Here is a 16,267-nt window from a genome sequence, read left to right as displayed (position 1 = left end):
ATCGCCGGCATGGACGCCGTGCTCAATATCGCCGCCTATCGTTTCGTCGACATCGCCGATGTCGATGCCGTGATCGTGCACGTCCGCGCATTGGCGGAAGCGCGGGAATTGCGCGGCACAGTGCTGGTCGCGCCGGAAGGCATCAACATCTTTCTCGCTGGTGACGAAGCCAGCATCGAAGGGTTCCTCGCCGCCATGGAGGAAGACGGGCGCTTCGCGCATCTCGAGGTCAAGCGCAGCTGGAGCCGGCACGTGCCATTCGCGAAACTGAAGGTCAAGCGCAAGCAGGAAATCATCGCGTTTGCCGGGCGTCCCGCCGCGGTCGGAGCGCAACGTGCGCCGGCGGTGGAGGCGAGGGATCTCGCGCGCTGGCTGCGCGCCGGCCACGACGACGATGGCCGCCGCGTGGTGCTGCTCGATACCCGCAATCGCGAAGAGGTCGGCTACGGGACCTTCCACGACGCGGTGACATTGCCGATCGACAACTTCAACGACCTGCCGGCAGCTATCGACAATGTGCGCGGGCAACTCGCCGACGCCACCGTGGTGAGCTTCTGCACCGGAGGCGTGCGTTGCGAGAAAGCGGCGCCGTGGTTGCACGATGCCGGGATCGATCGCGTGTTCCAGCTCGAAGGCGGCATCCTGCGCTACTTCGAGGACGTCGGTGGCGAAGGCTACGACGGCGGCTGCTTCGTCTTCGACGAACGCGTCGCGCTCGACCCCGCGCTCAAACCGTTGCGCGATGTCGCAGTGGAGATCACGCCATGACGGTGGCCATGGTGGTCGGTATCGTCATCCTGATCGTGTTGATCTGGCTCGCGCTCAAGGTCGTCGGTTTCGTGGCGAAGCTCGCCCTCTATGTCGCGATGGCGCTGGTCGCATACTGGCTGTTCGCGCAGGCCTTCGGCCTGCCGTTCCCGAATCTGCACGAATACATCCCCGCGACTGCAGGGATGCATTGATTCGTTCGTGGGTTACTCGCGCGGAAAGCGCGGCTTGCGCGGTGCGCCGAACGACGGCTTCTTGCCGAAACCTTCCTTCTTGAACGGCGGACGCTTGCGCACCGGGGCGTCGATGTCGCCGTCTTCGGCCACGCGCATCTTCAGTTGCTGGCCGCCGACGCGGACCTTCTTGAGATGGGCGAGCAGTTCCGGCGGCATGCCTTCCGGCAGGTCGACCAGCGAATAGTCGTCGCGGATGTCGACGCGGCCGATGTGGCGCGCATCGAGTTCGGCTTCGTTGGCGATGGCGCCGACGATGTTGCCCGGCTTGATGCGGTGGCTGTGACCGACGTCGATGCGGTAGGTGATCATGCCGGCATCGTCGCCAGGCGCGCGCGGCGTGCGCTCGCGCGGGGCGCGCTCGGGACGTTCGCCACGCTCCGGACGTTCACTGCGTTCAAAGCGATCGCCACGTTGCGGGCGATCTTCACGCTGTGGACGATCGCCACGCGGTTCGAACTTGCGCGCCGGTGCTTCCTGGATGTCGCGGGCGTCCAGCAACAATGGCGTCTTGCCCTGCAGCAGGTGTGCCAGCGCGGCGGCGACGTCGGCCATCGGCACGTTGCGGTCGCGCTCGAAGGTTTCCAGCAGGTCGCGATAACTCGGCAGGCCGGGGTTTTCCAGCTCGGCCTGGACGCGATCGAAGAATTTCTCGACGCGGCGCTCGTTGACGGTCGCCACGGTCGGCAATTGCATCTGTTCGATCTTCTGCCGGGTCGTACGCTCGATCGCGCCGAGCATGCCGCGTTCGCGCGGGGCGACGAACAGGATCGCCTCGCCCTTGCGCCCGGCGCGGCCAGTGCGGCCGATGCGATGGACGTAGCTCTCGGTGTCGTAGGGGATGTCGTAATTCACCACGTGGCTGATGCGATCCACGTCGAGGCCGCGCGCGGCGACGTCGGTGGCCACCAGCACGTCGATCTGGCCATCCTTGAGGCGCTGGATGGTGCGTTCGCGCATCTTCTGCTCGACGTCGCCATTGATCGCCGCTGCGCGGAAACCGCGAGCCGCCAGTTTCTCCGCCAGCTCCTCGGTGCCGAGCTTGGTGCGCGCGAAGATGATCATGCCGTCGAACGGCTCGGCTTCGAGGATGCGGGTCAGGGCATCGAGCTTGTTGATGCCGCTGACCATCCAGTAGCGCTGGCGGATGTTCTCGGCCGTGGAGGTCTGCGACTTGATCGCGATCTCGACCGGATCCTTGAGGTAGGTCTGGGCGATGCGCTTGATCTGCGCCGGCATCGTCGCCGAGAACAGTGCGACCTGGCGCGTCGGCGGGGTTTTCTTCAGCACCGCCTCGACATCGTCGATGAAACCCATCCGCAGCATTTCGTCGGCTTCATCCAGCACCAGGCAACGCAGTTGCGACAGGTCGAGCGAACCGCGGTCGAGATGGTCGATCACGCGACCAGGCGTTCCAACCACCACGTGGACGCCGCGCTTCAATGCCGCGAGCTGCGGCTGATAGCTCTGGCCGCCGTAGATCGGCAACACGTGGAAACCGGGGATGTGGTGCGCGTATTTCTGGAAAGCTTCGGCGACCTGGATCGCCAGTTCGCGGGTCGGCGCCAGCACCAGCACCTGCGGCTTGGTCGCGGCCGAATCCAGCCGGGTCAGCGCGGGCAGCGCGAAGGCGGCGGTCTTGCCGGTGCCGGTCTGGGCCGTGCCGAGCACGTCGCGGCCGGCCAGCAGTGGCGGAATGGTCGCGGCCTGGATCGGCGAAGGGGTCTCGTAGCCGATGTCCTTGAGGGCATGCAGCAGGGACTCGGGCAGGCCTAGATCGGTGAATTTGGGGGGAGTGGCGGTGGATTCGGCGCTCATGGCTCTCTCTGGGCGTGGGGCGCCGGGAAATGGGGGCGCATATTGTACGCGAGTGGCCGACCTTCGGCCCGGGATGCACTTGCGCGTGGCGGGCGGCATCCCCAGTTTCCCTGAATGGAATATACGGTATTTGGCGTGGCCTGATGGCAAACCTGCACTTCGACAACGCATTCCTGCGGGTTTTGCCCGGCGATCCCGACAGCCGCAATGTCGTGCGCGAAGTGCGCGGAGCGTTGTGGTCCGAAGTCATGCCGACAGCGGTGGCCGCACCGCGGTTGCTCGCATATTCGCCGGAAATGGCCGCGACGCTCGGTTTCGACGACGAAGCGGTCGCCAGCGCGGAGTTCGCCGAAGTCTTTGCCGGCAACCGCCTGCTCGACGGCATGCGTCCATACGCCAGCAATTACGGCGGCCACCAGTTCGGGCAATGGGCGGGACAGCTCGGTGACGGCCGCGCGATCACCCTCGGGACCATCGCCGGCAGGAATGGGCAGGATTGGGAGCTGCAGCTCAAGGGCGCGGGCAGGACGCCGTATTCGCGCCACGCCGACGGTCGCGCGGTGTTGCGCTCGTCGGTGCGCGAATTCCTCTGCAGCGAGGCCATGCACCATCTCGGTATCCCGACCACCCGCGCGCTGAGCCTGGTCACGACGGGCGAGGAGGTGTTGCGCGACATGTTCTACGACGGTCATCCCGAGATGGAGGCGGGCGCGGTGGTCTGCCGGGTCGCGCCGTCGTTCCTGCGCTTCGGGCATTTCGAATTGCCGAGCGCGCGTGGCGAAGTGGAGTTGTTGCGGACGCTGGTCGGGTTCGCCATCGACCGTCATTTCCCGGAATTGAAGGCGTCGTCGGCGGAACATCGTGTCGGCGACTGGTTCACCGAAGTCTGCCGGCGTACCGCGCGACTGGTCGCGGGATGGATGCGCGTCGGCTTTGTCCACGGCGTGCTCAACACCGACAACATGTCGATCCTCGGCCTCACCATCGATTACGGCCCATACGGCTGGATCGACGACTACGATCCCGACTTCACCCCCAACACCACCGATGCGCAGGGCCGGCGCTATCGCTTCGACTGGCAACCGCGCGTCGCCTACTGGAACCTGACGCAACTGGCGCGCGCGTTGTCGCCGTTGTTCGATGACGTGGCGCCGTTGCAGGCCGGGCTCGATGCGTTTGCCGCGACATACGCGGAAGCGGAACGCGAGAATATCGCTGGAAAGCTGGGGTTGTCCGAGTGCCGCGACAACGACCTGGTGTTGATGGCCGACCTGCAGTCGTGGATGCAGGCCGCCGAGGCCGACATGACGATGGTGTTCCGCACACTGTCGGATCTCCCGGCGGATGCGTTGACCGTTGATGCCTTCGGCGACGTCCACTACGATGCCGCGAAACGCGTCGCCACGGGCGAACAGTTGCAGGCGTGGCTGCAGCGTTACCGCCAACGCCTTGCCGACGACCCGCTCGATGCGACGACGCGCCGCGATCGGATGCGTGCGGTCAATCCGAAATACATCCTGCGCAATTGGCTGGCGCAACGCGCGATCGAACGCGCACAACAGGGCGATCCATCAGGCGTCCTCGAATTGCTGGATGTGATGCGCCATCCCTACGATGACCAGCCCGGACGCGAAGCGTTCGCGGGCAAGCGCCCGGAATGGGCGCGCGATCGCGCCGGATGCTCGATGCTGTCCTGCAGTTCCTGATCGTTACTGCAGGAAGAAGGGCACGAAGGCGGTGTCCTGCTCCTGCCAGAACGCGCGGACATCGCGCAACACGCCGGCCAGCGCAGGGATCAGCGGGTCGTGGACATGGTCGATGAAACCGCGGGCATCGATCAGCAGCGCATAGCCGTCGGCCGGCCACCATTCGAGATCGCGCAGGGCATCGGCGAGCGCGTCCCAGTTCGCGCCGAACGGAGGCGGTTCGGGAAAGCGCATCGCCGCGGCCATGCGCGCCATCAGTTCCGCCTTGTCGCGGCATCCCTTCAGCGAGACATCGATGCAGGCCAGGCCGTTGCGCTCCAGGTCGTCGTGCAGGCGCGGCAGTTCGTCGGCGTCGATGCGCACGGCGAGGTCGATCGGAAACAGCGGGGCATGGAGGCTCATGACGATGAAGGATCGATGCGACGGAAACTGCGATAGTGGTCGTCGGTGTAGTACCAGACCTGCGGTGGCGTACCGCCGGTGATGATGCGCCGGGTGCCGCGCGTTGGCGCGCCCGGCGTCACCACCGTGTACTCGTGGTAGTAGCCGTAGGGGTGGTCGGGCAGGCGGCCTTCGCGATTGCCGAAGACCACGCCATCCTGGCGATAGGGAAACGGACCGCCCTGGGCGATCAGGCGCAAGGTGTCGCGGGCTTCAGGCGGAAGTCCTGCATTCGCGGCGGTTGCGCCGGCGCTGTCGTGCGAACGCCCGGACAACGGCGGCAACGGATGCGACTCTGCGGTGGTCCGTCCGGGGAGCGATGTCGATTGCTGCGCGATGACGGCGGTCGATCCGCCACCATGGCTGCGATGCCACCACATGGCGAAGAACAGCAGGGCGAGGATCGCCAGCCATGGCCAGATCGGGCGGCGATTGGGATTTGGCGTGTTCATGGCGTCGCGTCGGTGCGATAGACCGGATACAGGCGCAGGGCCTGGTCATAGGCCGGATGGCGACGATAGAAGAAGTCGAGGCGCGCGCGCGGCGATTTCGCGAAGTCGGCGTCGTTCTTCAGGCGTTGCTCGAACTCCTTCTTCAGCGCGGGATCGTTCGCCAGCATCTTGATGGCTTCCTGCTCGGCCACGTACCCCTCCATGTACTCCTTGGATTCGAAAGCGTTGTTCATCTCGCCCCAGGCCACCAATGCGTCGGGCGCCTGCGGTTCCAGCAATCCCATCAGCAGGCGCGACTTCGGCTGGGCGATCGGCACGAACAGCGCGCCCGCCACCAGGTCGCGATGTTCCGGCGTCCAGTGCCCGGTCAGCGTGAGCGGCTGGTGGCCTTCGAAGGAATTGCCGCCGAACTTGGCGCTGTCGGCACGGAAGGTTTCGACCGATGCATTCGGCAGCACCTTGCCGAGCCTGCGGTATTCGATGCCATGCACCTTCAGTTTCGGTTCGACGACTGAAGCCCACGCCGCGGGAACGAGATAGCCCGCGCGCGGTGCGGCGACTTCGGCGTCGGCAACCACGTGGTCCTTGAGCGGAATGCGCCAGACCTGCGGCTTCGACTCGTCGTACTCGGTCATCGTGCCGCCGGAAATGTCGGACTTGCGGCGCTCGTAGGCATAGCCCTTGAAGTCGATCATGCGTGCGTCGTCGGTGGTGCGATAACTCAACGCCACCGGCGTGCCCGCGAGCTTGCGCGCGCGCTGGTCGGCGGCGTGGGCGGCGGCCAGCCATTGCTTGCCGTTGGCGGCGGTGAGTTCGACCAGGTCGACGATGCCGTTGCGGGTGATGCGCACGCGTTCCGGATAGGTGCGCCAGGAATGCGTCTCCAGCAGGATGCCGACGCGGTTGCGCAGCTGGTAATAGCCGTTCGAGAAGCGCGGCGTCGACGGACCCTCGATGAAACCGGATTTCGGATCATCGTCCTCGACGAACGATGGATAGAAACCCAGCGGCTGCGATCCCTGCGCGGCCAGGCGTTCCAGCAAACCGTCCTTCACCGCGCGGCCGACGCTGCGCAATTCCATGTCGCCGGAGTTCACGGGTTCGCCGGTGATCGAGACGTCGTGCTGGAACTTGGCGCCGTCGGTGACGTGCAAGTCGATCTCCACCAGCGGATCCCAAGCGTTGTCGAGCCGCAACAGCGCCTGCATTTCCGGCGCGTCGGCCTTCATGTAGTCGCGGTTGAGGTTGTAGCGTTGCGCGGTCACGCGGAAGCCCATTTCCTCCGGGCCGCGCTGGTTGGGACGATTCCACGCACGGAAATTCTCGTGGCCATCGACGTTGAACACCGGGATGAACAACAGCACCACGCGGTCGAGTGCGCCCTTGGCGGCCTTTCCTTGCAGCATCTCGCGGATCGCGAGAAACCCTGCGTCCTTGCCGTCGATCTCACCGGCGTGGATGCCGCCTTGCGCCAGCACCACCGGCAATCCTTGCGCGCGCGCGGCTTCGGGCGTCAATGCGCCGGAAGTGGAGACCGCCAGCGCCTTCATCGGGCGTCCTTCCGGCGTGGTGCCGAAATCGAAGCAGCGCACCGCCTTGGGATACTTCGCCTGGAAGTCGCGGCACAGCGCGATCACCTCGTCGTAGCGGCCGGTGCGCAGGAAGCCGCTGCGCTCCGACACCGTGGTGAGGTCACTGGATGCCGACGCCACAAGTGGAAATGCGGCAGACAGCATCAGGGAGGAGAAGGCGAGAGGGCGCATGGCGAGCGTCTTGGGATTGGATCGCGCGATGTTAACGCGCCGCGACGGTGACCCGCTTATGCCATTGGATCGATGTGATTTTCACGCGGCACTCACGCCGACCGCCTGTTTGCTCACGCACAATAGTTGGATGGCGGCAGGGGTGGCGCCACTGGGGCTCATTGAAAACGCAAGGCAGGACAGGCTGCGCCATGACGATCACGATCCACCACGTGCCGGAGACCCGGAGATTCACCACCATGGTCGACGGCCACGAGGGATACATCGAGTATTCGCGACACGGCGATGTCCTGTCGATCGACCACACCATCGTGCCATCGGCCATCGGGGGGCGGGGCATCGCCGGTGAACTGGTGAAGGCGGGCCTGGACTATGCCCGTGCCGAGGGCATGAAAGTGCATCCGGCCTGTTCCTATGCCGATGCGTGGATGCGACGGCATCCCGAATACGACGCGTTGAGGGTGTGATGCCAAGAGGCGATCTTCCCCACGCAAAGTTGATGGTCGCCATGCTGGCATGCACCGTCGTGCTGGCTGCCTCCTGCAAGCGCGAACAGCCTGCGAATGCGCCCACGACCGCCGCGCCACCCGCCGCGGCAGTCGCGCCGGTGGTCCTGCAGGACCAGATCGAGCACACACAAACGTACCTGCTTGGCATCACCTATCCCAAGGGCATGGTGCTGCCCTCCGGACTGGCGCGCGAGATGAAGGCCTATGCCGACGCTTCGCGCAAGCGACTGGTCGATGCGGCAGCTCCCCACAAGGCCGGCGATGCCGGCGTGCCTTACGACATGAGCCTGGAGTTCCGCCAGATCGTGCCGCAGGCGAAAGGGCTGATCGCGATCGCAGCGGATGGCAGCCTCTACAGCGGCGGCGCCCAGGGCGATCCGTTGATCCGGCGTTTCCTCTGGGACGCGCAGGGTGGCAGCGTGATCCGCGCCCAGGACCTGCTCACCGGCGATGCCGGTTGGGTCACCATCTCCAACAGCGTACGCGAGACCCTGATCGGACAGATCCGCGCGCGCATGGAAGACGACAAGCAGGCGCCGGAAGAGATCGACAAGGCCGTCGCGAAGATGAAGCCGATCGTCGAGGCGGGCACCCAGCCCGCCGCAAGCGGGTTCAGCGAGTTCGAACCGATGATCGATGCCGAAGGCAAGCTGGTGGGCCTGACCTTCGTGTTTCCGCCGTACCAGGTCGCCGGTTATTCCGATGGCATCCAGCGCGCCGATGTTCCGGTGGCGGTGTTCCAGCAATACCTCAATCCGAAATACCGAAATCTGTTCGAATGATTACGGGCTGATTCCCGTCGCTGAAATGGAAAACGCCGGCATTGCCGGCGTTTTCGTTTGCGACGCGGGGATTCCCGTCACTTCTTCGCGGCGGGCTCGCTCGTCAGTCCGCGACGTTCCAGCAGCGGCTGGATGTCGGGCTTGCCGCCGTAGAACTTCTCGAACAGTTCCATCGCGTCGACGCTGCCGCCGCGCGACAGCAGCATCGAGCGGAAACGGTCGCCGTTGGCGCGGGTCAGGCCGCCGTGGTCGCGGATCCACTTCGCGGTGTCGGCGTCCAGCACTTCCGACCAGATGTAGGCGTAGTAGCCGGCGGCGTAGCCTTCCATGATGTGCTTGAAGTACGGCGTGCGATAACGCGGCGGCACCGGCGCGTAGTCGAGGCCGATGTCCTTCAGCGACTTCGCCTCGTAGGCCATCACGCCGCTCGCTTCCGGAACCGAGGCGGCCGGGATCTGGTGCCACTTCTGGTCGAGCATCGCGGCGCCGAGGTATTCGCCGGTCTTGAAGCCTTCGTTGAACTTCGATGCCGCCATCACCTTGTCGAGCAGCGCCTTCGGCAACGGTTCGCCGGTCTGCCAGTGCTTGGCGTAGTTGGCGAGCACGGTCGGGTCGTCCATCCACATCTCGTTGACCTGGGACGGATATTCGACGAAGTCGCGCGGGACGTTGGTGCCGGCGAAGTAGGGGTACTTCACGTTCGAGAACATGCCGTGCAGCACGTGGCCGAATTCGTGGAAGGCGCCGTTGACGTCGTCCCAGGTCATCAGCGACGGCTTGCCCGCGGTCGGCTTGGTGACGTTGAGATGGAACGCGATCACCGGCTTGGTGCCCATCAGGTCGGACTGGTCGACGTAGGAGCTCATCCACGCGCCGCCCTGCTTGGACGCGCGCGCATAGGGATCGACGATGATGATGGCGAGCTTGCTGCCGTCCTCGTTGAAGACGTCATAGGTCTGGACGTCTTCCTGGTACACCGGCAGGTCGGTGCGGCGCTTGAAGCTGAGCCCGTACAGTTTGTTGGCGGCGAAGAACACGCCGTTGTTGAGCACGTTGTTGAACTCGAGATAGGGCTTGATCTCGTTTTCGTCGTAGTCGTACTGGGCCTTGCGCACCTTCTCGGTATAGAACGCCCAGTCCCACGGTTCCAGCTTGAAGGTCGGCTGGCCCTTGGCCTTCTGTTCGCTGTCGATCATCGCCTGCAGCACGGCGCCTTCCTTCCGGGCGTTGGCGACTGCAATGGGCGCGATCTTGTCGAGCATCGCGTTGACCGCCTGTGGGTTCTTCGCGGTTTCGTCGGCCAGCGCGAACGAGGCGTAATCGGCATAGCCCATGATCGCGGCGCGTTCGGCGCGCAGCTTCATCAGGCGCGAGATCGGCGCGGTGTTGTCGAACTCGCCACCGCGGCTGCCGCGCACGATCGACGCGTTGTGGATCTTCTCGCGCAGCGCACGGTTCTCCAGCTGCGCTTCCAGCGGCTGGCCGGTGGTGTTGACCAGCGCGATGCGGAACTTGCCGGGCTGGCCCTTGGCCTTGGCGTCGTCGGCGAGGCCCTGGATCTGCTCGTCGGTGAGGCCGGCGAGCTCGGCGCGATTGTCGACGAAGACCGCCGAGGCATTGGCCTCGGCCAGCACGTTCTGCGTGAGCTTGGTCTGCAAGCCGGCGACTTCGGCGTTGATCGCCTTGACGCGTTCCTTCTGCTGCGGCGTCAGGTCGGCGCCGGCGTGCTTGAAGTCCTCGTAATAGCGCTCGACCAGGCGCGTGCCCTGCGGATCCAGGCCCAGCTTCGCGCGCTCGTCGTACAGCGTCTTGATGCGCTGGAACAGCTTGCCGTTGAGATAGGTGCTGTCGCGGTGCGCGGCGAACTTCGGCGAGTACTCGGCGTCGAGCTTGTCGAGGTCGGGATTGGTGTTGGCGCTGGTCAGGTTGGAGAAGACATAGGTCGCGCGCGACAGGATGCGCCCGCTCTTCTCCATCGCCAGGATGGTGTTGTCGAAGGTCGGTTTCGCCGGATTGTTGGCGATCGCCTCGACTTCCTTCTTCTGCTCGGCCATGCCGCGGTCGAAGGCGGGGGCGAAATCGCCGGCCTTGATCTTGTCGAACTGCGGGAAGCCGAATTCGAGCGTGCTGTCCTGGAAGAACGGATTGGAACTGGCTGCAGGCATGGCGTGTCCCGGTTTCTTGGTGGCTGCGTAGGACGGATGATCGACCGTGGCGCCGAACACGAGGGTGAGGGCGATCGCGGCGGCGAGCGAAGTGCGGGAGGGCAGGGGCATGGGCGGATTCCCGTTTGGACGTGACAAACCCCGGATTATCGCAGCACGACGGCCGCCGCAGGGCCTAGACTCGACCGCTCACACATCGGGGAGTGCGGCATGGTCAGGAACGGACTGGCGGTAGCCATGGGGCTGGCATTGGCGTTCACGCCCGGATCTCCGGTCAGCGCCGCCGAGACGGTGCGTTACGTGGTGCTGGTGCATGGCGGGACCAAGGCCGGCCAGCAGGTGGTGACCCATGACGACGACGGGGTGACCCGCACCGATTTCATCTTCAAGGACAACGGCCGCGGTCCCGAGGGCCACGAGGAGTACAGCCTGCTGCCAGGCGGCGGCTTCAAGAGCTACCACATTACCGGCAAGACCACGTTCGGTTCCAGCGTGGACGAGCGCTACGATGCCGCGGACGGCAAGGGGCGCTGGGTATCGGCCATCGACAAGGGTGAAGCGACCTTGGTGCCTGGCGCGTTCTATTCGCCGCTTGCCGGTACGCCGGAATCGATGTCGGTGATGTTGACGGCACTTGCCGCCAGTCCCGACCACAGCATCCCGTTGCTGCCCTCGGGGCGCCTGAACATGCGCCGGATCGATACGGTTCCGGTACGCAAGGGGACCAATGTTGAGAAGGCGACACTGGTCGCGATTACCGGGCTGGGTTTCACGCCGCAATTCCTGTGGATGAACGATGGTCCGAAACCACGCCTGTTCGCGTCGATCGTGCCGGGCTACATGCAGGCGATCGAGGAAGGTTGGGAGGCGAACGCCAACGCACTCGAGGCGCGCCAGAAGACCGCCGAGCAGGAAGTGCTGCGCGACATGCAGAAGCGCCTCGCCCATCCGCTCGCGGGCAGCCTGCTGATCCGCAATGCCCGCGTGTTCGACAGCGGTACCGCGACGCTCGGCAAGCCGGCGGACGTACTGGTTCGTGATGGCCGTATCGTTTCGATCGCCGTATCCGGGAAGAAGGCCGCCAAGGCCGACCAGATGATAGATGCTGGTGGTCGCACGCTGTTGCCGGGCCTGTTCGATCTCCACGCGCACATCGATCGCTGGAGCGGCGGGCTCGACATCGCCGCCGGCGTCACCAGCGTGCGCGACATGGGCAACGACAATCCGACCATGCAGGACATGCTGCGCGAGGAGCGTGAAGGCACATTGCTGATTCCGCGCATCGTGCCGGCCGGTTTCATCGAGGGCGAAAGCAAGTATTCCGCGCGCATGGGCTTCGTGATCAAGAACATCGACGAGGCGAAGAAGGCGGTCGACTGGTACGCCGCGCATGGTTATCCACAGCTGAAGGTCTACAACTCCTTCCCCAAGGACATCCTCAAGGAAACCGTTGCCTACGCGCACTCGAAGGGCATGCGGGTGAGCGGCCATGTTCCAGCTTTCCTGCGCGCGCAGGACGTGGTCGACGACGGCTTCGACGAGATCCAGCACATCAACCAGGTCCTGTTGAATTTCCTGGTGAAGCCCGACACCGACACCCGCACGCTGGATCGCTTCTACCTGCCGGCACGCGAAGTGGCCGATCTCGATTTCGATTCGAAGCCGGTGCAGGAGTTCATCGCCAAGCTGGCGAAGAAGCAGATCGACATCGATTCGACGATGACGGCGTTCGAGTTCCTCAAGCAGCGCAATGGCGAGCCGCTGGCGGCGTTCGAGGGAATCGAGGACCACCTGCCGTCGGATGTGGTGCGCAACGGGCGCGTCGCGCAACTGGAAATCCCCGATGACGCCACCGCACAGCGCTACCGCAAATCGGTGGCGAAGATGGTGGAATTCATCGGTCGCATGTACAAGGCCGGCGTGCCGCTGATCGCCGGGACGGACGACGTGCCGGGATTCGCCTTGCAGCGCGAACTGCAGTTATACGTCGATGCCGGGTTGACGCCCGCACAGGTGCTGCAGATCGCGACCCGCAATGGTGCGCGCTATTCGCGCGTCGACAAGGACCTGGGTTCGATCACGCCCGGCAAGAAGTCCGACCTGATACTGGTCGACGGTGATCCGACGAAAGACATCCGCGCGTTGCGCAACGTCGCCACGGTGCTCAAGGGCGCGACGCTGTACTACCCGCAGGAGATCTATCGCGAACTCGGAATCAAGCCGTTCGCGGAGCCGCTGAAGCCGGTCGCGGGTCATTGACCCGCACCACGGTCACTTCTCGACGAAGGCGCGTTCGAACACGTAGTCGCCGGCCTGGCCGATCTTCGGCGAGACCTTGAAGCCGCGCGCGTCGAGCAGCGTGCGGAAATCGGCGAGCATCGCCGGGCTGCCGCAGATCATCGCGCGGTCGTGCGCGGGATCCAGGGCGTCGATGCCGAGTGCGGAAGCGATGCGGCCATCGGCGAGCATGTCGGTGATGCGGCCGTGGTGGTCGTGGCCGCGGTACTCGAACGGTTCGCGCGACACCGCCGGGAAGTACAGCAGCTTGTCGCGCACCAGCTCGCCCAGCAGTTCGTGGTTGGGCAATTCGTGTTCGAAGAAGTCGCGGTAGGCGAGGTCGGCGGCGCTGCGCACGCCGTGGCAAACGATCACGCGTTCGAAGCGTTCGTAGGTCTCGGGATCCTGCGCCACCGACAGCCAGGGCGCGAGGCCGGTGCCGGTGCCGAGCAGGTAGAGGTTGCGCCCCGGGTTGAGGTCACTGATCAGCAGGGTGCCGGTCGGCTTGCGGCTGACCAGCAGCGAATCCCCGACTTTCAGGTGCTGCAGTTTCGAGGTCAGCGGACCGTCCTGGACCTTGATGCTGAAGAAATGCAGGGTCTCCGCCCAGTTGGCGCTGGCGACGGAATAGGCGCGGACCAGCGGCTTGGAGTCGCCCTGCAGGCCGATCATCACGAACTGGCCGTTCTCGAAGCGCAGGCCCGGATCGCGGGTGGTGGTGAAACTGAAATAGGCATCGGTCCAGTGATGGACCTCGAGCACGGTTTCGGTGAAATAGGGCGGCGGGTTGGACATTCAGGCGACAACGGAGGCAATCCCGCCATTTTAATGCCCCCGGCCCGACAGCGCCTTCAGCGGTAGCCGGCGGCCTGCAATTCGAACAATTCGGCGTAGCGCCCGCCCTGGGCCATCAACTCGTCATGGCTGCCCTGCGCCTCGACCTTGCCATCGGCCAGGACCAGGATGCGGTCGGCCATGCGCACGCTGCTGAAGCGGTGGGAAATCAGCACCGCGGTGCGTTCCTCGCTCAGCTCCTTGAAGCGCCGGAACACTTCGTATTCGGCGCGGGCATCGAGCGCGGCGGTCGGTTCGTCGAGGATGACGACCTGCGCATCGCGCATGTAGGCGCGCGCGATCGCGATCTTCTGCCATTGCCCGCCGCTGAGTTCGACGCCGGTCTTCCAGCGTCGGCCCACCAGCTGGTCGTAACCGGACGGGAGTTCGGCGATCACCTCGTCGGCCATGCCGCGTTGCGCCGCCTGCTCGATCCGCGCCCGGTCGTGCAGGGCATCGATCTGGCCGACGCCGATGTTCTCGCCGGCGGTGAGGTGGTAGCGCACGAAGTCCTGGAAGATCACGCCGATGTTGGCGCGGAGGTCGTCGAGGTCGTAGTCGCGGAGGTCGATGCCGTCGAGCAGGATGCGACCTTCGTCGGGATCGTAGAGCCGCGCCAGCAGCTTCACCAGCGTGGTCTTGCCGGCGCCGTTCTCGCCGACCAGCGCCAGCACTTCGCCGGCCTTGAGTTCGAACGACAGTCCGCGCAGCGCCCAGCGTTCCGAACCGTCGTAGCGGAAACCGACGTTGTCGAACACGAAACCGCGGGTGATCGGCCGCGGCACCAGCGCCGCGCCGGGCTTGCTGACGATTTCCGGTTCGATCTTGAAGAAGGAATAGAGGTCGTCGAGATAGAGCGCCTGGTTCGCCACCTGCGCGAAGCCCGACAGCAACGATTCCAGCAGGCCGCGCAGGCGCAGGAAGCTGGCGGAGAGGAAGGTCAGGTCGCCGATGGTGAAATCGCCGCGCACCGTGCGCCACGCGATGTAACCGTAGGCGCCGTAGTAGGCGATGCTGCCGAGCGCGGCCAGCAGCGTGCCCCAGGCCGCGCGCCGCGCCGCCAGTTTGCGGTTGGCGCTGGTGAACTTGTTGGAGAGGGTGCGGAAGCGTTCGATCAGGAAGCGGTTGAGATCGAAGATCTTCACTTCCTTGGCGGTTTCGACGCTCGATCCGACCTGCTTGAGGTATTCGAGTTCGCGGCGTTCCGGCGTCCACATCGTGTTGAGGTGGTAGCCGAGCGTGTTGAAATGCGATTCGCCGATGAAGGCCGGCACCAGCGCGAGCGCCAGCATCGCCATCAGCCACGGTGCGTAGGCGACCAGTCCGGCGGCGAAGGCGGCGACGGTGATGAAATCCTGCGCCTGCCCGAACAGCTGGCCCATCAGGTTCATCCGGCCCATGGTCTGCATGCGCGCGCGCTGCAGGCGATCCTGCAGGTCGGCGTCCTCGAAGTCCTCGAGGTCGAGCGTGGCTGCGTGTTCCATCAATCGCGCGCCGATGCGATTGGTGTAGAGATCGGAGAGCACGCCATCGACGTAGGAGACGAGGCGTCCCATCAGGTCGGACAGGACCGCGATCGCCAGTTCCAGCACGAGCAGGGCGACCAGGTGGTTCAGCAGGCCCGATTGCCATGCGGCCTGGACATCGTGCGGCAACGGCGTGCGCGACAGCCGCACGGCCTCGTCGATGATCAGTTTGCCGATGTAGAGCAATGCGACCGGTGACACCGCGCGCACCAGGCGCAGGGCGATGTTGGCGCTGGTCAGCCCGGGACTGGTGGCCCAGATGTCGCGCAGGAACGGCGGCAGGTTGCGCAGCGCCTGGAAGCGCTCGCGCAGGGAGAGATCGGGAGTGGGCAGAGGTGGCGGCATCGCGACAGTCTGCCCGTCACCGCATCAGTGCGATGTCTCCGCGATGGTCTTGAGGTTCGCCAGCCCTTGTTCGAAATCGGGGCCGATCGTCTTGTCCATCGACACGAATACGGTCATCACCTTCATTCCGAACGGACTGTTGCCGCGCATCGTCCACGTCACCTTGGTGCCGTCGGCTTCCGGTGCGAAGGCGAAGTCCACGGTGTTGCTGCTGGCGAACGGCTTGATGAAATCGAGCTGCATGCCGATCTTCGCCGGCGCCTGCGCTTCGGTGATCTTCATCGAGCCCTGGCCGGCCTTGTCGTTGCCCGACCATGCGTAGCTGGAGCCGACGCCGTTCTGCGGACCCGAATAGGTGGTCTGCATCTTGGGGTCGAGGTGCTGCCACGGCGACCATTGCGGGAAGTTGTGGAAGTCATTGACGATGTCGAACACGCGCTGCGGCGGCGCCTTGATCACCGTGCTGCGGCTGACTTCAAAGGTATCGGGGCGGGTGGCGGCGTAGCCGAGGAATGCGGCGACCACGACCACCAGCACGATCAGGATCTTCTTGAACATTGGAGTATCTCCCGGGGACCGTCCTTGTCGGAACGTGCACGGATGATGGCACGACTGCGGGGCATGGGCGGGGGCGGGGCGGCGATGGAC

General features: G+C 65.1%; 14 protein-coding genes. 6 read left to right on the top strand and 8 right to left on the bottom strand.

The annotated features are described in order from the left end of the window. The first annotated feature begins 9 nt into the window (after window positions 1–9). Both ABE093_RS02465 and ABE093_RS02460 read left to right on the top strand, forming a co-directional pair. On the top strand, window positions 10–768 hold the full coding sequence (locus ABE093_RS02465) for a sulfurtransferase (protein ID WP_430759268.1): 759 nt from the start codon (window positions 10–12) through the stop codon (window positions 766–768). Continuing rightward, the gene (locus tag ABE093_RS02460) at window positions 765–962 is read left to right on the top strand and encodes a hypothetical protein (RefSeq protein WP_430759267.1); all 198 of its coding nucleotides are present in this window, start codon (window positions 765–767) and stop codon (window positions 960–962) included. Before ABE093_RS02465 ends, ABE093_RS02460 begins: the two co-directional genes overlap by 4 nt. Before the next feature lie 12 nt (window positions 963–974). On the opposite strand, the gene ABE093_RS02455 is transcribed toward ABE093_RS02460, so the two are convergent. Beyond that, window positions 975–2,819, bottom strand: a complete 1,845-nt coding sequence (locus ABE093_RS02455; RefSeq protein WP_430759266.1) for a DEAD/DEAH box helicase — start codon at window positions 2,817–2,819, stop codon at window positions 975–977. A 143-nt stretch (window positions 2,820–2,962) separates the two neighbouring features. Here ABE093_RS02455 and ABE093_RS02450 point away from each other — a divergent pair, with 143 nt between their 5' ends. Further along, window positions 2,963–4,525 carry a protein adenylyltransferase SelO gene (locus ABE093_RS02450; protein ID WP_430759265.1) on the top strand — a complete coding sequence of 521 codons (1,563 nt, stop codon included), beginning with the start codon at window positions 2,963–2,965 and terminating at the stop codon, window positions 4,523–4,525. A gap of 3 nt (window positions 4,526–4,528) precedes the next feature. On the opposite strand, the gene ABE093_RS02445 is transcribed toward ABE093_RS02450, so the two are convergent. The 3 genes from ABE093_RS02445 to ABE093_RS02435 are packed head-to-tail and all read right to left on the bottom strand — an operon-like array spanning window position 4,529 to window position 7,181. Continuing rightward, entirely contained in the window at window positions 4,529–4,927 is a 399-nt protein-coding gene (locus tag ABE093_RS02445; RefSeq protein WP_430759264.1) for a barstar family protein, read from the bottom strand. Then, window positions 4,924–5,418, bottom strand: a complete 495-nt coding sequence (locus ABE093_RS02440) for a ribonuclease domain-containing protein (protein ID WP_430759263.1) — start codon at window positions 5,416–5,418, stop codon at window positions 4,924–4,926. The genes ABE093_RS02445 and ABE093_RS02440 overlap by 4 nt, the downstream gene beginning before the upstream one ends. After that, complete coding sequence (locus tag ABE093_RS02435) at window positions 5,415–7,181, bottom strand: M14 family metallopeptidase (protein WP_430759262.1); 1,767 nt, start codon at window positions 7,179–7,181, stop codon at window positions 5,415–5,417. Before ABE093_RS02435 ends, ABE093_RS02440 begins: the two co-directional genes overlap by 4 nt. 191 nt (window positions 7,182–7,372) lie before the next feature. Between ABE093_RS02435 and ABE093_RS02430 the strand changes: the two genes are divergently transcribed. Beyond that, window positions 7,373–7,648, top strand: a complete 276-nt coding sequence (locus ABE093_RS02430; RefSeq protein ID WP_430759261.1) for a GNAT family N-acetyltransferase — start codon at window positions 7,373–7,375, stop codon at window positions 7,646–7,648. A 32-nt stretch (window positions 7,649–7,680) separates the two neighbouring features. Continuing rightward, window positions 7,681–8,472: an RsiV family protein gene (locus ABE093_RS02425; protein ID WP_430759260.1), complete on the top strand. Its 792-nt coding sequence runs from the start codon at window positions 7,681–7,683 to the stop codon at window positions 8,470–8,472. A gap of 77 nt (window positions 8,473–8,549) precedes the next feature. Here ABE093_RS02425 and ABE093_RS02420 read toward each other — a convergent pair whose 3' ends face one another. Then, window positions 8,550–10,748 (bottom strand): M3 family metallopeptidase, encoded by a 2,199-nt coding sequence (locus ABE093_RS02420; RefSeq protein ID WP_430759259.1) that lies wholly within the window; start codon window positions 10,746–10,748, stop codon window positions 8,550–8,552. Window positions 10,749–10,847: 99 nt separating this feature from the next. Between ABE093_RS02420 and ABE093_RS02415 the strand changes: the two genes are divergently transcribed. Then, window positions 10,848–12,896 (top strand): amidohydrolase family protein, encoded by a 2,049-nt coding sequence (locus tag ABE093_RS02415; RefSeq protein ID WP_430759258.1) that lies wholly within the window; start codon window positions 10,848–10,850, stop codon window positions 12,894–12,896. A 12-nt stretch (window positions 12,897–12,908) separates the two neighbouring features. Here ABE093_RS02415 and ABE093_RS02410 read toward each other — a convergent pair whose 3' ends face one another. Genes ABE093_RS02410 through ABE093_RS02400 form a run of 3 tightly spaced genes read right to left on the bottom strand, consistent with a single transcriptional unit; the run spans window position 12,909 to window position 16,177 of the window. Then, window positions 12,909–13,709: a ferredoxin--NADP reductase gene (locus tag ABE093_RS02410; protein ID WP_430759257.1), complete on the bottom strand. Its 801-nt coding sequence runs from the start codon at window positions 13,707–13,709 to the stop codon at window positions 12,909–12,911. 56 nt (window positions 13,710–13,765) lie between these two features. Then, window positions 13,766–15,619 (bottom strand): ABC transporter ATP-binding protein, encoded by a 1,854-nt coding sequence (locus ABE093_RS02405; RefSeq protein WP_430759256.1) that lies wholly within the window; start codon window positions 15,617–15,619, stop codon window positions 13,766–13,768. 24 nt (window positions 15,620–15,643) lie between these two features. Further along, complete coding sequence (locus ABE093_RS02400) at window positions 15,644–16,177, bottom strand: SRPBCC family protein (RefSeq protein ID WP_430759255.1); 534 nt, start codon at window positions 16,175–16,177, stop codon at window positions 15,644–15,646. Window positions 16,178–16,267: the final 90 nt, after the last annotated feature.

Origin of the sequence: Solilutibacter silvestris (assembly GCF_050574925.1) — a bacterium.
Classification (GTDB): domain Bacteria; phylum Pseudomonadota; class Gammaproteobacteria; order Xanthomonadales; family Xanthomonadaceae; genus Solilutibacter; species Solilutibacter silvestris_A.
This window is presented reverse-complemented; position numbering and strand designations above follow the sequence as displayed.